At 65.0% G+C, this 19,362-nt stretch carries 17 protein-coding genes; 7 read left to right on the top strand and 10 right to left on the bottom strand.

The window, feature by feature from the left end; all coding sequences use genetic code 11:
* Positions 1–2: 2 nt before the first annotated feature.
* Positions 3–1,025, bottom strand: a complete 1,023-nt coding sequence (locus JQ627_RS25535) for a flagellar motor protein MotA (RefSeq protein ID WP_212486857.1) — start codon at positions 1,023–1,025, stop codon at positions 3–5.
* 379 nt (positions 1,026–1,404) lie between these two features.
* On the opposite strand from JQ627_RS25535, the gene JQ627_RS25530 reads away from it, so the two are divergent.
* The 5 genes from JQ627_RS25530 (at position 1,405) to JQ627_RS25510 (ending at position 8,677) form a co-directional block, all read left to right on the top strand.
* The gene (locus JQ627_RS25530) at positions 1,405–2,424 is read left to right on the top strand and encodes a cyclopropane-fatty-acyl-phospholipid synthase family protein (RefSeq protein WP_212486856.1); all 1,020 of its coding nucleotides are present in this window, start codon (positions 1,405–1,407) and stop codon (positions 2,422–2,424) included.
* Positions 2,425–2,656: 232 nt separating this feature from the next.
* Positions 2,657–3,850, top strand: coding sequence for an efflux RND transporter periplasmic adaptor subunit (locus JQ627_RS25525; protein ID WP_212486855.1), 1,194 nt, complete (start codon positions 2,657–2,659; stop codon positions 3,848–3,850).
* A gap of 6 nt (positions 3,851–3,856) precedes the next feature.
* On the top strand, positions 3,857–7,012 hold the full coding sequence (locus JQ627_RS25520) for a multidrug efflux RND transporter permease subunit (protein WP_212486854.1): 3,156 nt from the start codon (positions 3,857–3,859) through the stop codon (positions 7,010–7,012).
* A gap of 109 nt (positions 7,013–7,121) precedes the next feature.
* Positions 7,122–7,373: a hypothetical protein gene (locus JQ627_RS25515; protein WP_028157444.1), complete on the top strand. Its 252-nt coding sequence runs from the start codon at positions 7,122–7,124 to the stop codon at positions 7,371–7,373.
* 176 nt (positions 7,374–7,549) lie between these two features.
* A complete protein-coding gene (locus JQ627_RS25510) occupies positions 7,550–8,677 on the top strand; it encodes an AAA family ATPase (protein ID WP_041956196.1) in 1,128 nt (375 codons plus the stop codon).
* Between the two features lie 26 nt (positions 8,678–8,703).
* On the opposite strand, the gene JQ627_RS25505 is transcribed toward JQ627_RS25510, so the two are convergent.
* The 9 genes from JQ627_RS25505 to tkt form a co-directional block, all read right to left on the bottom strand.
* On the bottom strand, positions 8,704–9,489 hold the full coding sequence (locus JQ627_RS25505; protein WP_212486853.1) for an inositol monophosphatase family protein: 786 nt from the start codon (positions 9,487–9,489) through the stop codon (positions 8,704–8,706).
* Positions 9,490–9,586: 97 nt separating this feature from the next.
* Complete coding sequence (locus JQ627_RS25500; protein ID WP_212486852.1) at positions 9,587–10,666, bottom strand: tetratricopeptide repeat protein; 1,080 nt, start codon at positions 10,664–10,666, stop codon at positions 9,587–9,589.
* 8 nt (positions 10,667–10,674) lie between these two features.
* Positions 10,675–11,349 carry a thiamine phosphate synthase gene (locus tag JQ627_RS25495; RefSeq protein WP_212486851.1) on the bottom strand — a complete coding sequence of 225 codons (675 nt, stop codon included), beginning with the start codon at positions 11,347–11,349 and terminating at the stop codon, positions 10,675–10,677.
* 3 nt (positions 11,350–11,352) lie between these two features.
* Positions 11,353–12,378 carry a class I fructose-bisphosphate aldolase gene (locus JQ627_RS25490; protein ID WP_212486850.1) on the bottom strand — a complete coding sequence of 342 codons (1,026 nt, stop codon included), beginning with the start codon at positions 12,376–12,378 and terminating at the stop codon, positions 11,353–11,355.
* A gap of 238 nt (positions 12,379–12,616) precedes the next feature.
* Positions 12,617–13,684 (bottom strand): class II fructose-bisphosphate aldolase, encoded by a 1,068-nt coding sequence (gene fba, locus JQ627_RS25485; RefSeq protein WP_212486849.1) that lies wholly within the window; start codon positions 13,682–13,684, stop codon positions 12,617–12,619.
* 52 nt (positions 13,685–13,736) lie between these two features.
* Positions 13,737–14,930: a phosphoglycerate kinase gene (locus JQ627_RS25480; protein WP_212486848.1), complete on the bottom strand. Its 1,194-nt coding sequence runs from the start codon at positions 14,928–14,930 to the stop codon at positions 13,737–13,739.
* A 27-nt stretch (positions 14,931–14,957) separates the two neighbouring features.
* Positions 14,958–15,086, bottom strand: coding sequence for a hypothetical protein (locus JQ627_RS39540; RefSeq protein ID WP_283817134.1), 129 nt, complete (start codon positions 15,084–15,086; stop codon positions 14,958–14,960).
* A gap of 10 nt (positions 15,087–15,096) precedes the next feature.
* A complete protein-coding gene (gap, locus tag JQ627_RS25475; RefSeq protein WP_212486847.1) occupies positions 15,097–16,104 on the bottom strand; it encodes a type I glyceraldehyde-3-phosphate dehydrogenase in 1,008 nt (335 codons plus the stop codon).
* Positions 16,105–16,261: 157 nt separating this feature from the next.
* Entirely contained in the window at positions 16,262–18,247 is a 1,986-nt protein-coding gene (gene tkt / locus JQ627_RS25470) for a transketolase (protein WP_212486846.1), read from the bottom strand.
* A 286-nt stretch (positions 18,248–18,533) separates the two neighbouring features.
* Here tkt and JQ627_RS25465 point away from each other — a divergent pair, with 286 nt between their 5' ends.
* Both JQ627_RS25465 and JQ627_RS25460 read left to right on the top strand, forming a co-directional pair.
* Positions 18,534–18,854: a DUF4164 domain-containing protein gene (locus tag JQ627_RS25465; protein WP_212486845.1), complete on the top strand. Its 321-nt coding sequence runs from the start codon at positions 18,534–18,536 to the stop codon at positions 18,852–18,854.
* Positions 18,851–19,234 carry a cell division protein ZapA gene (locus JQ627_RS25460; RefSeq protein ID WP_028150902.1) on the top strand — a complete coding sequence of 128 codons (384 nt, stop codon included), beginning with the start codon at positions 18,851–18,853 and terminating at the stop codon, positions 19,232–19,234. The genes JQ627_RS25465 and JQ627_RS25460 overlap by 4 nt, the downstream gene beginning before the upstream one ends.
* The last annotated feature ends 128 nt before the right edge of the window (positions 19,235–19,362 follow it).

The raw sequence follows: 19,362 nt of genomic DNA, 5'->3' as shown, positions 1-19,362 counted from the left end.
CGCTAACCCTTCTCGGGTTGGCGCGCGAGGCGCTCCAGCAGGCGGCGGATCTCGCGGTTCTGCTCGCCCTGGCCGTCGGCCCATTCGCGAATCATCTGCTGCTCGGTCCGCATGTGCGAGACCAGCGCCTGGATGGCTTCGGCAAGGCTCGCCATCGCCGCGGTGGTTCCGCGGCTGGCGCTGCCTTCCTCGAGCACCGAGCGCAGCCGCTCGACGGCGGCCTGAAGCTCGCCGCTGGCAACGCCGCCCCCGCCACCGGCGGCGACGGCAACTTCGCCGCGGCCGTATTCGCGCACGGTGGTGGCGAGCCAGTCTTCCAGATCGGTGTAGAAGCGGTTCTGCGCCTGGCTCGATTGCAGGTCGAGGAAGCCCAGGATCAGCGAGCCGGCGAGGCCGAACAGCGAGCTCGAGAACGAGATGCCCATGCCGCCGAGCGGGGCGGCCAGTCCCTCCTTCAGTGTGTCGAACAGGGCCCCGGAATCGCTGCCGACCTTGAGCCCGTCGATCACCTTGCCGACCGAGCCGACCGTCTCGATCAGGCCCCAGAAGGTGCCGAGCAGGCCGAGGAAGACCAGCAAGCCGGTCATGTAGCGGGAGATGTCCCGGGCCTCGTCCAGGCGGGTCGCGATCGAATCGAGCAGGTGCCGCATGGTGGTCTGGGTGATCGTCATCCGCCCGGTGCGCTCGCCGCCCAGGATCATCGCCATCGGCGCCAGCAGTTTCGGGTGCCGGGACGGCGCAAGGCCGGGATCGGCGATGCGGAAATTGTTGACCCAAGAGACTTCGGGGTAGAGCCGGATCACCTGGCGGAAGGCCAGGATGATGCCGATGAACAGCACGCCGCCGATCAGGGCATTGAGGCCGGGATTGGCGAAGAAGGCCTGGATGATCTGCTTGTAGAGCACCACGCCGACCAGGGTGCACAGCACCAGAAAGACCAGCATCCGCACCAGGAAAACGCTGGGTGAGGACAGCTTGGTATATTCGATATCCTTGGGGGAGCGGGGCGAGGCGCCTGGCGGCATGGCCGGTATCATCCGTTACTTGCTTGCAGCGCGCACTATGGCACAGCGGCAGCCCAAAAAAAGCGCCGGATGCGCCGATTTCGTGGACAGCTCCCGGAACCCAAAGCTGAAATCGCGCTTTGATAGAGAGGTAATTTGCAAAACTTCGGCATTCCGCAGACTTAGGTCAGATTTTTTGCATGGCGACGAATCCTTGGGGGCTGGCCGTCATCGCGCTCTTGCTCGCGGTCTGGATGGGGCTCGCCTGGACGGCGCGGCAGCACCTGCGGCGCGGTCGATCCCGTTTGGACCTCAGAGCCCGCCGGGTGGGTGGCAACGCCCGAACCTGCCCGATCTTTCCACCGCCGCCCCAACGAGAGCTGACCAACGGAGTGGTCGCATGAGCGTCGTTTCCGCGATCATCGGGACTGCCGAGCGCGTGCCGCTGCCGGACGTCGTGATTCGCGCCGCGATCCAGCGTCTGTGCTCGCGCACGGCGACGCGCTTGTCCGCGCTGGGCCCTGCCGACGATGCCGCCTTCGCCGGGCGGATGATCCTGCGGCCGATCGCCGAGGACGCGGATGCCGGGCATGACGAGGTGCCCGCTTCGTTCTTTGCGGAAGTGCTCGGCCCCAACCGCAAATACTCGTCCTGCTTCTACAAGTCCGATGCGAGCACCCTGCAGGAGGCGGAGGAGGAGGCGCTGCGCCAGACCGTCGAGCACGCCGGTCTCGCCGACGGCCAGACCATCCTCGAGCTCGGCTGCGGCTGGGGCTCGCTGTCGCTGTGGATGGCGCGGCGGTTTCCGCATGCGAAGGTGACGGCGGTGTCGAACTCGCAGGCCCAGCGGTCCTGTGTCGAGGAGCAGGCGCGGCTGCTCGGGCTCCTGAACCTGCGCGTGGTCGCCGCGGACATGAACGTGTTCGCGCCCGATGGGCAATTCGACCGCATCGTCTCGGTCGAGATGTTCGAGCAGATGATGAACTGGCGCAAGCTGATGACGCGCGTGCGGTCATGGCTCGCGCCTGACGGGCGCTTCTTCATGCACATCGTCACCCATCGCTCCGGCTCTCATTTGTTCGACCGCACCAATCGCGGGGACTGGATCGCGCAGCATGTCATTACGGATGGGTTGATGCCGAGCCATCACCTCGTCAGGCAATTCGGCGACATCTTCACGATCGAGAAGGAATGGTGCTGGAGCGGAACGCACTATCAGCGTACCGCCAACGACTGGCTCGCCAATTTCGATGCGCGTCGCGACACGATCGAAGCGTCCCTGCGCAAGGTCTATGGCGAGGAGACCGCTTTGTGGATGCGGCGCTGGCGCTGGTTCTTCCTCGCGACATCAGGCCTGTTCGGCTATGCCGATGGAACCGAATGGGGTGTCAGCCACTACCGGATGAAGGCTTCCGCGTGATTGCGATATTCTGTCGCAGCGCGCGATGATGGAACCAGACTCACAATCCGGTGAGTCCCTAAAAGCGCCCTGAACTCAGCACGATAGGTCATGTGGCATTGAGCCGCCCGCGCAATGCGTTGCGTCGCAGCAAGTACGTTCTATTTTGACGGCATCAGCCGCGTGGATTCGCCCAGAACGGGCTCGTGCGGAGCGTGGTTTCAGTTTCAACAACATCGGGGCACTTAACTTCATGTCAGGACTTCGCGCGCGATCGGCATGCGTTGCAATGATGCTCGCGGCCCTAGCGCCGCTGCTCGCGGGCTGTGACGAGTCCGCCTCTGCGGTTTCCGCGGTCCAGCCCGCCGATCCTGATGTCAGCATCGTCGTCGTGAAGCCGCAGCCGCGTGCCGTGGTGCGCGAGCTGCCGGGCCGCATCGCGCCGACGCGCGTCTCCGACGTGCGGCCGCGCGTCTCCGGCATCGTGGTCGAGCGCCTGTTCCGCCAGGGCAGCGAGGTGAAGGCGGGCGATGCGCTTTATCGGATCGATCCGCGTCCGTTCGAGGTCGAGGTGATGGCGAACGAGGCGGCGGTCGCCAAGGCCGAGGCCGCATTGATGCAGGCCAAGCAGCAGGCGCACCGCATCGCGACGCTCACCAGCCAGCGCGCCGCGCCCGAGGCCGAGAACGAGAAGGCGGTCGCGGCCGAACGTCAGGCCCAAGCCGAGGTCGAAGGCCGCAAGGCGGAACTCGCGCGCGCAAAACTCAATCTCGACTATGCCACCGTGCGCGCGCCGATCGATGGCGTTGTCGGCGCGGCGCTGGTCAGCGAGGGTGCGCTCGCGGTGCAGAACGAGACCAACCTCGCCAGCATCCAGCAGCTCGATCCGATCTATGCCGACTTCACCCAGTCGGTGACCGAGCTCAACCAGCTCCGCCGCGCCTTCGAGACCGGCGACCTCGAGCGCATCGCGGCCGATGCCGCCAAGGTGCACCTCGTGCTCGACGACAACACCCTTTATTCGCTCGAAGGCAAGCTGCTGTTCTCCGACGCCAAGGTCGATGCCCATACCGGCCAGGTGACCCTGCGCGGCGAATTCCGCAATCCCAAGCGCGAGCTGCTGCCGGGCATGTATGTCCGCGTCCGCATCGACCAGGGTCTCGATAGCGACGCGATCGCGGTGCCGCAGCAGGCGATCCAGCGCAATGGCGGCGGCGGCAGCGAGGTGTTCGTCGTCAAGGACGACAACCACATCGCGGTGCAGCCCGTGCGCACAGGGTCGGTGCAGGACGGACTCTGGTTTGTGACCGAGGGCCTGAAGGCCGGTGACAAGGTCGTGGTCGAAGGCTTCCAGAAGTTCGCGGCCGGCGACAAGGTGAAGCCGCGATCCTGGTCGGAAGCGGACGCGACCGCGGACAACCGGCACGCCCAGAAGCTCACGCGGTAACGCGCCATGGCGAGTTTCTTCATCGACAGGCCGATCTTCGCCTGGGTGGTCGCGCTGTTCATCTGCTTGATCGGCGCGATTGCGGTCCCGCTGCTGCCGATCGCGCAATATCCGATCATCGCGCCGCCCTCGATCTCGATCTCGACCAGCTATCCCGGCGCCTCGCCCGAAAACCTCTACAACAGCGTCACGCGGCTGATCGAGGAGGAGCTCAACGGCGCCTCCGGCATCCTCAATTTCGAATCGACCAGCGACTCGCTCGGCCAGGTCGAGATCATCGCCAATTTCCAGCCGGGCACCGATACCAGCGCCGCCTCCGTCGAGGTGCAGAACCGCATCAAGCGCGTCGAAGCGCGCCTGCCGCGCGCGGTGATCCAGCAGGGCATCCTGATCGAGGAAGCCTCGAGCGCCGTGCTCCAGATCATCACGCTGAACTCGACCGACGGCAGCCTCGACGAAGTCGGCCTCGGTGACTTCATGATCCGCAACGTGCTCGGCGAGATCCGCCGCATCCCCGGCGTCGGCCGCGCCACGCTCTATTCGACCGAACGCAGCTTGCGCGTCTGGGTCGATCCGGCAAAGCTCGTCGGCTATGGGCTGACCGCGGACGACGTCAACAAGGCGATTGCCGCGCAGAACGCACAGGTCGCTTCGGGCAGCATCGGCGCCGAGCCGTCGACCTCGAGCCAGCGCACCTCCTCGCTGGTGTTGGTCAAGGGCCAGCTCTCCTCGCCGGACGAATTCGGTTCCATCATCCTGCGCGCCAATGCCGACGGTTCGACCGTGCGGTTGCGCGACGTCGCACGCATCGAGGTCGGCGGCCTCAGCTACCAGTTCAACACCCGCCTGAACGGCAAGCCGACCGCGGGCCTCTCCGTGCTGATGTCGCCGACCGGCAACGCGCTGGCGACCGCGAGCGCGGTCGAGGAGAAGATGAAGGAGCTTTCGCGCTTCTTCCCGGCCAACATCTCCTACGAGATCCCCTACAACATCACGCCCGTGGTCGAGGCCTCGATCAAGAAAGTGCTGACGACGCTGGTCGAAGCCGTGGTGCTGGTGTTCGTGGTGATGTTCCTGTTCCTGCAGAACATCCGCTACACCATCATCCCGACCATCGTGGTGCCGGTGGCGCTGCTGGGCGCGTGTACCACGCTGCTGCTCGCCGGCTATTCCATCAACATGCTCTCGATGTTCGGCATGGTGCTCGCGGTCGGCATCCTCGTCGACGACGCCATCGTCGTGGTCGAGAACGTCGAGCGCATCATGTCCGAGGAGGGTCTGCCGCCGAAGGAAGCGACGCGGAAGGCGATGGCGCAGATATCGGGCGCCATCATCGGCATCACGCTGGTGCTGATGGCGGTGTTCGTGCCGATGGCGTTCTTCCCCGGCTCGGTCGGCATCATCTACCGCCAATTCTCGGTGACCATGGTCGCCGCGATCGGCTTCTCCGCCTTCCTCGCGCTGTCGCTGACGCCGGCGCTGTGCGCGACCCTGCTCAAGCCCGTCGCGGCCGGCCACGGTCATGCGAAGAGGGGCGTGTTCGGCTGGTTCAACCGCATGCTCGAAGGCGGCAAGGAGGGCTATTCCCGCACCGTCGGCTTCTCGCTGAAGCGAACCGGCCGCCTGATGCTGGTCTATGTCGCGCTGCTGGTTGGTCTCTCCTGGGCCTTCGTCAGCCTGCCCGGCGGCTTCCTGCCGATCGATGACCAGGGCTTCGTCACCACCGACGTGCAGACGCCGTCGGATTCGTCGTATCCCCGCACCGAGGCCGTCATCGAGAAGGTCGAGAAATATCTCGCCGAGCGGCCGGGCGTGAAGGATGTCACCTTCCTCACCGGCTTCAGCTTCTCCGGCCAGGGCATGAACACCGCGCAGGCCTTCATCACGCTGAAGGACTGGTCGGAGCGCGGTCCGAAGGACTCCGCCGCCGCGATCGTCAACGACATCAACCGCGATCTGTCGTCTTCGATCCGCGATGCAAAGATCTCGGCGCTCCAGCCGCCGCCGATCGACAATCTCGGCAACTCCTCGGGCTTCTCGTTCCGCCTCCAGGACCGCGGCCAGAAAGGCTATCCGGCATTGATGCGCGCCGCCGACCAGCTGATCGCGGAGGCCAATGCCAGCCCCGTGCTGCAAAAGGTCTATATCGAGGGCCTGCCCGAGGCAGGCGTGGTCAATCTCGTGATCGACCGCGAGAAGGCCGGCGCCTTCGGCGTCACCTTCGAGGACATCAACAACACGATCTCGACCAATCTCGGCTCGAACTACATCAACGACTTCCCGAACCGCGGCCGCATGCAGCGCGTCGTGGTGCAGGCGGATGCCCGCGACCGCATGCGGACCGAGGACATCCTCAACTACAACGTCAAGAACAGCCGTGGCCAGCTCGTGCCGTTCTCCTCTTTCGCCACGGTCGAATGGGCGCGCGGCCCGACGCAGATCGCGGGCTTCAATTATTATCCCGCTGTGCGCATCTCCGGCGAGGCGAGACCCGGCTTCACCTCGGGCGACGCGATCGACGAGATGGAGCGGCTTGCCGGCAAATTGCCGCGCGGCTTCGGCTATGAATGGACCGGACAGTCGCTCCAGGAAAAACTGTCGGGCTCGCAGGCGCCGTTCCTGCTGGCGCTGTCGGTGTTCGTGGTGTTCCTGTGTCTTGCCGCGCTGTACGAGAGCTGGACCATTCCGCTCGCGGTGCTGCTCACCGTGCCGCTGGGCATCGTCGGCGCGGTGGCCGCGGCGATGCTGCGCGGCCTGCCCAACGACGTCTATTTCACCGTCGGTCTGATCACCATCATCGGCCTCGCCGCAAAGGACGCGATCCTGATCATCGAGTTCGCCAAGGATCTGCGCAAGGAAGGCAAGCCGCTGGTGGAAGCCACGATCGAAGCCTGCCGCCTGCGCTTCCGCCCGATCCTGATGACCGGCCTTGCCTTCATCTGCGGCGTGCTGCCGATGGCCATCGCTCACGGCGCCGGCGGCGCCAGCCAGCAAGCGCTCGGCAGCATCGTGATGGGCGGCATGATCGCGGTGGTGATCCTGGCGCTGCTGATGGTGCCGGTGTTCTTCGTCTCGGTGCAGCGCGTGCTGGCGGGGGATCGGGAGCCAAAGGCTGCGAACGAAAGCGAAGCGTACGGCCCGCCGGCGCGGGTGAAGCCATAGGTGAAGGCGCTCCGATCCTTACGAAAGCTTCACGTTCTCTGATGGAACCGGACGTCGGCAAATCTGTTTTCCGCGGGGTTAGGGGTTCCACGGAGAAGAAGACGTCCAAATGTTGAAGAAGATCCTTTCCGCTGCCGCTGTCGGCACCGGCGTGCTGATGATGTCGACCTTCACCGCGTCGGCGGCGATCGTGTGTAAGGGCCACACCTGCTGGCACACGCATGAGGCCTACGATTTTCCTCACGAAGCGGGCGTCGTCGTCCATGAGGACAATTGGCACTGGGGCCCGCGCGAGAAGTTTGCCTTCCGCGAGCACGAGGGCCGCGGCTATTGGCACGGCCGCAAATGGGTGGCGTGGTAATCGGCTAGTATGACACGAGACCGGAGGCCGCGATTTAGCGGCCTCCACGTCGCGCGACGTCAAGAAGGCGTTCGGCTTGCTTTCGCGGGAGCGTCGATCCAGACTGCATCCCTGGATTGAAAGCAGGTGTATTCGCGCTGCGCCGCCAATGCACACCTGCCGATTGAGAGCATGTGATGCGTCCGACCGAAATTGCGATCTCGAACTATCGCTCCATTCGGCGGCTCTCCATACCAATCCACCCCCTGTCCGTGTTTGTGGGCGAGAATGGTGTCGGCAAATCCAATCTCTACAAGTCCTTGTCGCTCCTGCGCGATGCGGCAAGCGGGCGGATCACGCGCACGATCGCCGACGAAGGCGGATTGAATTCAGTCTGCTGGTCCGGCATCCGCAAACGCGGCGAAGATGGGCGACTGCGGTTGTCGGCCAAATTCGACCGTTTCAGATATTCCATTGAGATCGGATTTCCTGGCCCGCTCGAGGCAGCGTTTTCCAGCGAGCCGATGATCAAGGCCGAAAGTATCGAGGCAGCACAGGGCAAACGAACGGTTCAGCTGATGGAGCGGAAGAATTCGCTCGTCAGCATCCGCGGCGAGAGCGGCGCATGGAGCAGCCACAAGGACGCGGTGCTGCCGTCCGAGACGGCGCTCGCGGGCTTTTCCGATGGTAGGGAATGCCCCGAAATCGATTTGATCAGAAACGCAATGCTGGGCTGGCGCTTCTATCACGACTTTCGCACCGATCCGGCATCACCGATACGAAAGCCTTGCCTTGCGATCACGACGCCCTCGCTCAGCGCCGACGGAAGCGATTTGGCCGCCGCCCTGGCGACACTTTATTCCATTCGGGAAGACGCAACCGACCTGCAGGACGCGATCCAGGATGCATTCCCGGGCGCTGAGCTCCGCGCTTGGGAGGAAGGCGGTTTGTGCGAATTTGATTTGCAACTGGCGGATATGCCGCGGCCGTTCAAGGCTCACGAATTGTCCGATGGGACGCTGAAATACATCTGCCTGCTTGCGGTATTCATGGGCTATCGGCTGCCGCCTTTCATCGCGCTGAACGAACCGGAGACCAGCCTACATCCGTCGTTACTTGCGCCATTGGCGCGGCTGATCGCCAAGGCGTCATGCCGCGCGGACATCTGGATTGTCACCCACTCGGAGCAGTTGATGGAGGCATTGCGAAGCGAGAGTTCGGTCCCGCTTCGCCGGGTGATCAAGCCGAAAGGCGCCACGACCATCGAAGGTCTGACCATTGGCGGTGAATATCGGGTCGAGGAATCCGACGAAGACGACTCTTAATCGTTGCAGGTCGAGCCGTTGGACGCCTACTTCCGCAAAATCTTCACCAGCTCCCCGTGCACGAACTCGTTGCCGCACACGACGTGGCCGGTCACCAGCGCATCGCCTGGGGTCGCGATGTCGCTCACGGTGCCGCCGGCTTCGCGCACCATCAGCATGCCGGCGGCGATGTCCCAGGATTGCAGGTTGCGCTCCCAGTAGCCGTCGAGGCGGCCGGCGGCGACGAAGGCGAGGTCGAGGGAGGCGGCGCCGAAGCGGCGCAGGCCTGCGACGCGGTCCTGGATCGCGGTCATCTCGCGGCGGAATTCCTCGTGGTCGCCGCGGCCGATATGAGGCAGGCCGCAGGCCACCACGCATTCGTTGAGCTGGCGGCGGCCGGCCACGCGCAGGCGCTGGTCGTTGAGGAAGGCGCCCTTGCCGCGCTCGGCGATGTAGAGCTCGTCATTGGCGGGGTTGTAGATCACGCCGGCAATGATCGTGCCCTCGCGCACGAGGCCGATCGAGATCGCGAATTGCGGGATGCCGTGCAGGAAGTTGGTGGTGCCGTCGAGGGGGTCGACGATCCAGGTGTGGCTCTTGTCGGAGCCTTCCCGCGTGCCGCCTTCCTCGCCGATGAAGCCGTAGCCGGGACGGGACTTGGCGAGGTCCTGATAGAGGATTTCCTCGGCGCGCTTGTCGGCCAGCGAGACGAAATTGGCCGGCCCCTTCAGCGAGACCTGGAGATGCTCGATCTCGCCGAGATCGCGCTTGAGGCTGCGGCCGGCGCGGCGCGCGGCCTTGACCATGACGTTGATAGTGGCGGAATACAGCATGTGCTCTGGTCTTGATCGGGGGAAATGGCGCGAAATCGCGCCTGTTTGAAGGATTGGGTGCCCTGCGAGGGCCCCAAGGTCAAGTCATTGCGTCAAGTCATTTGGTCCCGAGCCATTTTTTGGCGGCGGCCTCGGCCTTGGCCCGGTCCTCGGCCGGCAGGTCGGACAATTGCTTGTCGAGCTCCGGATCGCCCTTGCCGGAGGTTTTGGCCACCAGATGCCATTTAAAGCCCTCGACCTTGTCCGTGGACGTGCCCATGCCGTTGATCAGCACCCAGGCCAGGCGGTTCTGCGCGATCGCGCTGCCCTGACGGGAGGCCTTGCGCAGCAACGCGACAGCGGCCGGCTGGTTCTTCGGCGTGCCGGTGCCGTTGAACATGGCGATGGCATATTCGACCTCGGCATCGACATTGTCGGCGAGCGAGGCCGCCTGCAGCAGTCGCACCGACCTCTCGGCGTCCTTCGGCACGCCGGTGCCTTCCTTGTAGAAGGTCGCGAGCGCGTACTGAGCTTCGGGCAGGCCGGCGTCCGCCGCCTGGCGCAGCAGCTCGGCGGAGCGCTTGACGTCCTGCGGCAGGGTCTGGCCGTCGAGATAGAGCAGGGCGAGGTTGTAGGCCGCCTTGGGCTCGCCGAGCTTGGCGGACGATGCCATCAGCTTGACCGCTTCACCTTTGTCGACCGGGCCGCCGCGGCCAGACATGCGCATCATGGCGAGCGCGAACATCGCCTCGCGGTCGCCGGCGTCGGCGGCGCGCTTGTACCATTCGAGCGCCTTGGCGTAGTCGCGCCGGATGCCCATGGCGTTGGAATAGAGCTCGCCCAGCATGGTCATCGCCTTGGGATCGCCGGTCGCGGCGCGAGCGGTGGCGAGGTCGAACGCCGTCTTGTACTGGCCGCGCTGATAGGCGCCGAACACCAGATCGACATTGGGATTGTCGGTTGCCGGTGCGGGGATCACAGTTGCGGGCAGCGCCGGCTTGGGGGAGGCGGCCGGCTTGGGCGAGGCCGAAGGTTTTGGCGCCGGCGCAGCTTCCTTCTTGGCGGCCGGAGGCGGCTTGGGCTTCTGTTTCTCAGGCACAGCGCCCGGCGTTGCCACCGGCGGCGTGATCTGGAGCTGCGCGGCCGCGGGCGCCGTCAGCAGCAGCGTGGCCAGGATGGTGATGCGCGAAAGCTTCATGTCGGGCGCTAGCCGTGCTCCTGACCCGCAAGCGCAGTCGCATGGGCCTTCTTGATCGCGGCGTCGACCTCGATCAGCGCGGCCTTGGGACCGCGCGAATCGGACCAGACGAACTCGCCGACCAGCACGAAATCGGCGCCGCTGGCGGCGAAGTCGTGGGCCTCTTCGAGCGAGGTGGCAAAGCCAACGCAGGGCGGCTCGAACAGCTCGGCCCACCAGTCCAGCCGCTCGGCGATTGCCTGGGGCGACGGGCGTTGGCCCTTCGCGTCAGGCTCGCCGAACAACAAATAGTCCGCGCCGATCTCGCCCGCATCCATGGAATGGTGCCGCGTCGTCAGCCCGCCGACTCCGGCGATGCGATCGGGCTTGAGCGATGGCAGCGCCTCTTTCAGCGCGGCGATGCCGGGTAAGTGCGCGCCGTCGGCGCCCCCGCGTGCGACGAGCTCGGGATGGCCGTCGACGAGCAGGGCTGCACCCGCATTCTGCACGACCGGCGCCAGCGCCTTGATCCGCGAGATCATGGTGCGCTGGTCGGTCTCCTTCAGCCGCATCAGCACCGCCGCGACATCGGCAGACGCGAGCAGGTCCGGCAGGTCGGCGACGAGCGTCGCGGGATCGTCGACAACAGGCGTCGCAAGATAGAGGCGCGGCGCCGGGCGCGGCGGAGGCGATTTGTTCGACAAGATCTAGGCTGCCTTCTTTTCCAGGCTGCTTTGCCATTCGCCCTTGGAGGCTAGGCCATTCATCCGGGCGCGATGGCTGAATGCGCTTTGGCCGGCTGCGACATTCTCGGCCTTGCCGGACCAGGCCTTCTGCGGCGCGGCCTGCAGCGCGCGGCCGTAGGAGAAGGTCAGCCCCCAGGGCAGCGGCCCGAGCTTGTGCATGGCGTTGAGATGCGCAGTCGCCTCCTCGTCCGACTGGCCGCCGGAGAGGAAGGCGATGCCGGGCACCGCCGCCGGCACGCACGCCTTCAAGAGCCGCACGGTCTTCTCCGCGACTTCCTCGACGGGAGCCTGCTTCGCGCACTTCTTGCCCGAAATCGCCATGTTCGGCTTCAGCACCATGCCCTCCAGCGCGACGCGCTGCACCCGCAATTCCTGAAACGTCTTGTTGAGCACGCGGCTCGTCACGTCATAGCAGCGGTCGATGTCGTGATCGCCGTCCATCAGCACTTCCGGCTCGACGATCGGCACGATCTGCGCAGCCTGGCACAGTGCCGCGTAGCGGGCGAGCACATGCGCGTTGACGCTGATCGCCGTCATCGAGGGAATCCCGCTGCCGATGTCGATCACCGCCCGCCATTTGGCGAAGCGCGCGCCGCGCTCGTAATACTTCTTCAGGCGCTCGGCGAGCTTGTCGAGCCCGACGGTGACGAGCTCGCCCGGGCACATCGGCAGGGCTTGCGTGCCCTCGTCGACCTTGATGCCGGGAACGGCGCCGCTCTGTTCGATCAGCTTGATCAGCGGCGTGCCGTCCTTCGCATCCTGCCAGATCGTCTCGTCATAGAGGATCACGCCGGAGATGTACTGGCTCATGGCCTCCTTCGAGCGGAACAGCATCTCGCGATAGTCGCGGCGGTTGCCTTCCGTCGATTCCACGCCGATCGCGTCGAAACGCTTCTTGATGGTTCCGGAGGATTCGTCGGCTGCAAGGATGCCCTTGCCGGGCGTGACCACGGCGGTCGCGATCCTGTTGAGCTCAGTCAGATTCATCGAGAGGTCCTCCCAAAACGATTCTGCCCATGCCTGTGAAAATAGACGGTTCTCGGGCAATTGCCGAGTTAACGTTCGTCGCAGGGTAAAAGGGTTTCTGTCATTCCGGGATGCGCCGAACGGCGCAGGCCCGGAATCCATAACCCCAGGCTGTGGTTATGGATTCCGGGCCCACGCTTCGCGTGTCCCGGAATGACGGTAGAGGGGGCCCTGAGAGCCCTACGCCACCACGCGATCGCTACGCGACGCGGGGGTCGAGCTCGCCCTTGGCGTAGCGCTTGGCCATCTCGGCGGTGGTCAGGACCTTCTTGATCTTGGAGGCCTGGCCGGCGGTGTTGAACTCCTGGAGCCGCTGCTTGCACAGCTTGGTCATGGCTTCCATCGCGGGCTTCAGGTACTTGCGCGGGTCGAACTCTTCCGGGTGCTCCTTGAACACCTTGCGGATCTGGCCGGTCATGGCCATGCGGTTATCGGTGTCGATGTTGATCTTGCGCACGCCGTTCTTGATGCCGCGCTGGATCTCGGCAACCGGCACGCCCCAGGTCGGCTTCATCTTGCCGCCGAACTCGTTGATGATGTCCTGGAGGTCCTGCGGCACCGACGAGGAGCCGTGCATCACGAGATGCGTGTTCGGCAGCTTGCGGTGGATCTCCTCGATCACGTTCATGGCGAGGATGTCGCCGTCCGGCTTGCGGGTGAATTTGTAAGCGCCGTGAGACGTCCCCATCGCGATCGCGAGCGCGTCGACCCTGGTCTCCTGGACGAACTTCACAGCCTCGTCCGGATTGGTCAGGAGCTGGTCGTGGCTCAGCTTGCCTTCGGCGCCGTGGCCGTCTTCCTTGTCGCCCATGCCGGTCTCGAGCGAACCGAGCACGCCGAGCTCACCCTCGACCGAGATGCCGCCGAGATGGGCCATGTCGGTCACGGTCTTGGTGACGCCGACATTGTAGTTCCAGTCGCCGGGGGTCTTGCCGTCGGCCTTGAGCGAGCCGTCCATCATCACCGAGGTGAAGCCGGCCTGGATCGCGGTCATGCAGGTCGCGGCCTCGTTGCCGTGGTCGAGATGCACGCAGACCGGAATGTGCGGATAGATCTCGGTCACCGCGTCCATCATGTGCTTGAGCATGATGTCGTTGGCGTAGGAGCGCGCACCGCGCGAGGCCTGGATGATGACGGGCGCGTCGACCGTGTTGGCCGCGTCCATGATCGCCAGCGCCTGCTCCATGTTGTTGATGTTGAAGGCCGGTACGCCGTAATCGTTCTCCGCCGCATGGTCGAGCAATTGACGCAACGTGATCCGAGCCATGTGTTTTTTTCTCCGGTTGGGCCTATCGGGCCGCTTGGTACGTGTCGACTAATTACTTGGTGCGCAGAACTTCGACGCCGGGCAGGGGCTTGCCCTCCATCCATTCAAGAAATGCGCCACCGGCGGTCGAGACATAGGTGAATTGCCCGGCCACATGGGCCTGGTTGAGGGCCGCAACGGTGTCGCCGCCGCCGGCGATCGAGATCAGCTTCTTGGCCTTGGTACGTTCGGCGGCATGCTTGGCGGCCGACACGGTTCCGCGGTCGAACGGCTGCATCTCGAAGGCGCCCAGCGGTCCGTTCCAGACCAGCGTGGCCGCATCGTCGATGGCGGCATGGACACGCGCGATCGACTGCGGACCGACGTCGAGGATCATGCCGTCGGCCGGGATCGCATCGAGCCCGTAGGCATGCGAGGGCGCATTGGCGGCGAAGTGATAGGCCACAGTGGCGTCGACCGGCAGGATGATCGCGCAATTGGCGGCTTCCGCCTTCTCCATGATGCGGAGCGCTGTGGCGGCGAGATCCTTCTCGGCGAGCGACTTGCCGACCGCGACGCCCTGGGCGTGCAGGAAGGTGTTGGCCATGCCGCCGCCGATCACGAGCGCATCGACCTTGCTGACGAGATTTTCGAGCAGGTCGATCTTGGTCGAGACTTTTGCGCCGCCGATGATCGCGATGACCGGCTTGGTCGGCGAACCCAGCGCCTTCTCCAGCGCGACGAGTTCGGCCTGCATGGTGCGGCCGGCATAGGCCGGCAGCTTGTGGCCGAGGCCTTCGGTCGTGGCATGGGCGCGGTGCGCGGCCGAGAACGCGTCATTGACCCAGATGTCGCCGAGCTTCGCCAATTCCGCGACAAAGGCGGGATCGTTCTTTTCCTCTTCCTTGTGGAAGCGGGTATTTTCCAGGCACAGGATGTCGCCATCCTTCAAGCTGGAAACGGCCGTGGCTGCGGGCTCGCCGATGCAGTCGTCAGCGAAGGCGACGGGCTTGTTCACGACCTTCGACAGCGCTTCGGCAACCGGCTTGAGCGACTCCTTGGGGTCGCGTCCCTTCGGCCGGCCGAAATGCGCGAGCAGGATGACCTTGCCGCCCTTGTCCGAGATTTCGGTGATGGTCGGCGCGACGCGCTCGAGCCGGGTGGCGTCGCTGACGCGCCCGTTGTCCATGGGCACGTTGAGATCGACGCGCAGCAGCACACGTTTGCCCTTCACGTCGACGTCGTCGAGGGTGCGAAAACTGGCCATGTCCTGATCACTCGTCAGCTGGCGACGCTATTGCGCATCGCGTTCGGGTGGATTGCCTTCCTGCCTGGTCGTCACTTTGTCTCCCTGGCGCATGCCATACGCGATCAATGCGAACAGCAGAATGACGCCAGGAATTCCGATCCAGGCAGGAAGCATTGCGCTCCCCTTAGATCACCTTCGCGATCGCGACGGCGGTGTCCGCCATGCGGTTCGAGAAGCCCCACTCGTTGTCGTACCAGGACATCACGCGCACCAGCGTGCCGTTCTGCACCTTGGTCTGGTCCTCGTGGAACGTCGAGGAGTGCGGGTCGTGGTTGAAGTCGATCGAGACGTTCGGCGCCGTGGTGTAGCCGAGGATGCCCTTGAGCTGCTGCTCGGAGGCGCGCTTCATCGCCGCGTTGATTTCCTTGGCGTCGGTGGCGCGCTTGGCGACGATCTTGAGGTCGACGACCGAGACGTTCGGGGTCGGTACGCGGATCGCGACGCCGTCGAGCTTGCCCTTCAGCTCGGGCAGCACGAGGCCGATCGCCTTGGCGGCGCCGGTCGAGGTCGGGATCATCGACATCGCAGCCGCACGGCCGCGGTAGAGATCCTTGTGCATGGTGTCGAGCGTCGGCTGGTCGCCGGTATAGGCATGGATCGTGGTCATGAAGCCGGTCTCGATGCCGACCAGATCGTTCAGCACCTTGGCGACCGGCGCAAGGCAGTTCGTCGTGCAGGAGCCGTTGGAGACGACCAGATGATCCTTGGTCAGCGTCTCGTGGTTGACGCCGTAGACGATGGTGGCGTCAGCGCCGTCGGCGGGCGCGGAGACCAGCACGCGCTTGGCGCCGGCGGTCAGATGTGCGGAGGCCTTGTCCTTCGAGGTGAAGATGCCGGTGCATTCCAGCGCGATGTCGACGCCGAGATCCTTCCAGGGCAGCTTCGAGGGATCGCGCTCGGCGGTCACCTTGATCTTGCCGCCGCCGAGGCTGATCGAGTCGCCGTCGACGATGACGGTGCCGGGGAAGCGGCCATGGACGCTGTCGAAACGGAGGAGATGGGCGTTGGTCTCGACCGGGCCGAGGTCGTTGATGCCGACGACCTCGATGTCCTTGCGGCCGGACTCGGCGATAGCGCGCAACACGTTGCGGCCGATGCGGCCAAAACCGTTAATTCCGACGCGGACTGCCATGTTTCATCTCCTTATGACCGTTCAATGACGTTCGTCTTCCCGCACAACGCGCTTTGCGCGCCTGCGAGGGTTTTTTAGAGGCGGACGCCCGGTTCGGCCGGGCGGTGCTTGATCATATGAGACGTTACGTAGTCCTTTTTTTTGGCAAGCTCAACTCTCAGGAAACGCGCTTCAGCACGGCGTTAACCGCAGCCTCGGCGGTAATGCCGAAATGCTTGTAAAGATCCTTCGCCGGCGCGCTCGCGCCGAACGAATGCATGCCGACAAAATCGCCATCCTGGCCGATTACGGCATCCCAGCCCCAGCGCACCGCGGCCTCGATCGCGACCTTCACCGGCGCGTTGCCGATGATCTCGGCGCGCTTGGCTTCTGGTTGCGCTAACAAAAGCTCGAGCGAGGGCACCGAGACCACCCGTGACGCGATGCCGCGCTCGGCGAGCTGCTTCTGGGCGGCGACCGCGATCTCGACCTCGGAGCCCGAAGCGAACAGCGTCGCCTTGGCTTCGCCCTGGGCTGCGACCAGCTCGTAGGCGCCGGCCGCGCACGGATTGTCGTTCGGCGCATTGGTGCGGAGCTGCGGCAGGTTCTGACGCGTCAGCGCCAGCACGGTCGGGCCGTCGATGCGGTTGAGCGCAAGCTCCCAGCACTCGGCGACCTCGATCGCATCGCAGGGACGGAACACGCGCATGTTCGGAATGGCGCGAAGTGCGGCGAGATGCTCGACCGGCTGATGGGTCGGGCCGTCTTCGCCGAGGCCGATGGAGTCATGCGTCATCACGTAGACGACGCCGGCGCCCATCAATGCGGCAAGACGCATCGCAGGACGCGCGTAGTCGGTGAACACCAGGAAGGTCGCGCCGTTCGGCGCGAAGCCGCCATGCAGGAAGATGCCGTTCATCGCGGCGGCCATGCCGTGCTCGCGGATGCCGTAATGGATGAAGCGGCCCTTCGGCGTCTTGGCGGAGAACGCGGTCGCCGACTTCGCCTTGTTGTTGTTGGAGCCGGTGAGGTCGGCCGAGCCGGCGAGAAATTCCATCGGCATCGCGCCGGCAATGACTTCGATCACCGCTTCCGAGGATTTGCGGGTCGCCGCGGTCATCGGCTTTTCCAAGAGCTCCTTCTTGTACGCGCGCACGGCCTTGGCGAGCGAGGCCGGACGCTCATGACGCAGGCGACGCTCGAACTCGGCGCGCTTGCGGCTGCCGAGCTCACCGAGCCGGCCCTCCCATTCCTGCCGCGCCACAGCGCCGCGGCTGCCGGCTGCGCGCCAGGCCTTCAGCACGTCATCAGGGACCGAGAACGGCTCGAGCGAGATGCCGAGATTTTCCTTGGCGGCCTTGAGCTCGTCGGCGCCGAGCGCCTCGCCATGCGCCTTCGCGGTGCCGGCCTTATGCGGCGCGCCGAAGCCGATGGTGGTGCGGCAGGCGATCAGCGTCGGCTTGTTGGATTTCTTCGCGCGGGTGATGGCGGCGGCGATGGCGGCCTGGTCATGGCCGTCGATCTTCTCGGCGGCCCAGCCCGCGGACTTGAAGCGCTTCACCTGGTCGACGGAATCGGAGATCGAGGTCGGCCCGTCGATCGAGATGCCGTTGTCGTCGTAGAGCACGATCAGCTTGCCGAGCTTCCAGTGCCCGGCCATCGCGATCGCTTCCTGCGACACGCCTTCCATCAGGTCGCCGTCGGAGGCGAGCACGAAAGTGTGGTGGTCGACGATCTTCTTGCCGAACTCGGCGCCCAGCATCTTCTCGGCGAGCGCCATGCCGACCGCGGTCGAGATGCCCTGGCCGAGCGGACCAGTGGTGGTCTCGATGCCCTTGGTGTGGAAGTTCTCGGGGTGGCCCGGGGTCAACCCGCCGAGCTGGCGGAACTGCTTGAGCTGGTCCAGCGTCATGCCGGCATTGCCGGTCAAGTACAGCAGCGAATAGAGCAGCATCGAGCCATGACCGGCCGAGAGCACGAAGCGGTCGCGATCCGGCCAATCGGTTGCGGCAGCGTCGAATTTCAGGAATTGCGTGAACAGCACCGTGGCGATGTCGGCGGCGCCCATCGGCAGGCCGGGATGGCCCGATTTCGCCTTCTCGACAGCGTCCATCGAGAGGCCACGGATCGCGTTGGCCATACGGGTGTGGTCGACTTGCGTCATGTCTGAAATCCGTCTGAAATGAGGCGCTTGGCGGTGGTGCGGGCCGCGTGGGAGGAGCTTGGCGGCCGCTGAAGGTCGGGGCTGGGATAGCACCTCGGTTCCGGGAGTCCAAGGCAATCAAACGTCGGTTTGGCCGTAAAAGTTGCTTAGCAGTGCATAGTTTCGCGGCGGCGTTGCGCTCGGCTAGCTTGCCACGTAAATTTCTGCTTCTAACCGCTTGCCGAACCGAGTCTTTTGCCGGACGGCAAGTCCCAGGGTGAAGGCCACAGGTTCCGCCGCTGACTGCATGAACGATCGCGTGTCCAACAGCTCTGCCATGACGGAGTCGTCCGCCGTCGAGATCGAGATCGCGACCCGCAGACTCATGGCGGCGCTCGACGCGCTTGAAAGCGCGGTGGAGCGGCGGCGTGATGCCGATCGCGACGAGAACGAACTCGCGGCGCGGATCCAGGCGCTGGGCGCGGATCGCTCGCGGCTTGCCGACGAGCTCGACGGCGCGCTGGTGAAGGCGCGCAAGCTCGAGCGCACCAATCGCGACATCTCCGACCGGCTGGATTCCGCAATCGTCACGATACGCTCGGTGCTCGATACCGGAGAGGACGGATGAGCCACATCAACGTCACCATCAACGGCCGGCAATACCGCATGGCTTGCGAGGAGGGCCAGGAGGTGCGGCTGCTCAAGCTCGCCGAAAGCCTGGAGACACGGATTCAGTCGCTGCGCGGAAAATTCGGCGAGATCGGCGATGCGCGCCTCACCGTGATGGCGGCGCTGACCGTCTGCGACGAACTGGTCGACGTCGGTAACCGCGTGCGCACCATGGAGCAGGAGCTGACCGAGCTGCGGGATTTCCGCAATGCCGCCGTCGAGCGCGCCCGGATGACCCAGACCGCGGTCGTGAACGCGCTGAACGCCGCCGCCGAGCGCATCGAGAAATCGACCCAGGTCCTGAACCGGACCGTCGGCAACGGCATCGCGATCGGATAGCGTCCACGGATCGCAGCCGGTTTGCTCGACGTGCCCCTTACCTCCCCTCCAGGGGTAGGGGAATCGCATATGGCGGCGGATGGGCGTTGCGAAGCGGTTGGAACTGGATTCTTTGGGTGTCTCCCACT

The organism is Bradyrhizobium liaoningense (assembly GCF_018130785.1).
GTDB classification, from domain to species: domain Bacteria; phylum Pseudomonadota; class Alphaproteobacteria; order Rhizobiales; family Xanthobacteraceae; genus Bradyrhizobium; species Bradyrhizobium liaoningense_A.
This window is presented reverse-complemented; position numbering and strand designations above follow the sequence as displayed.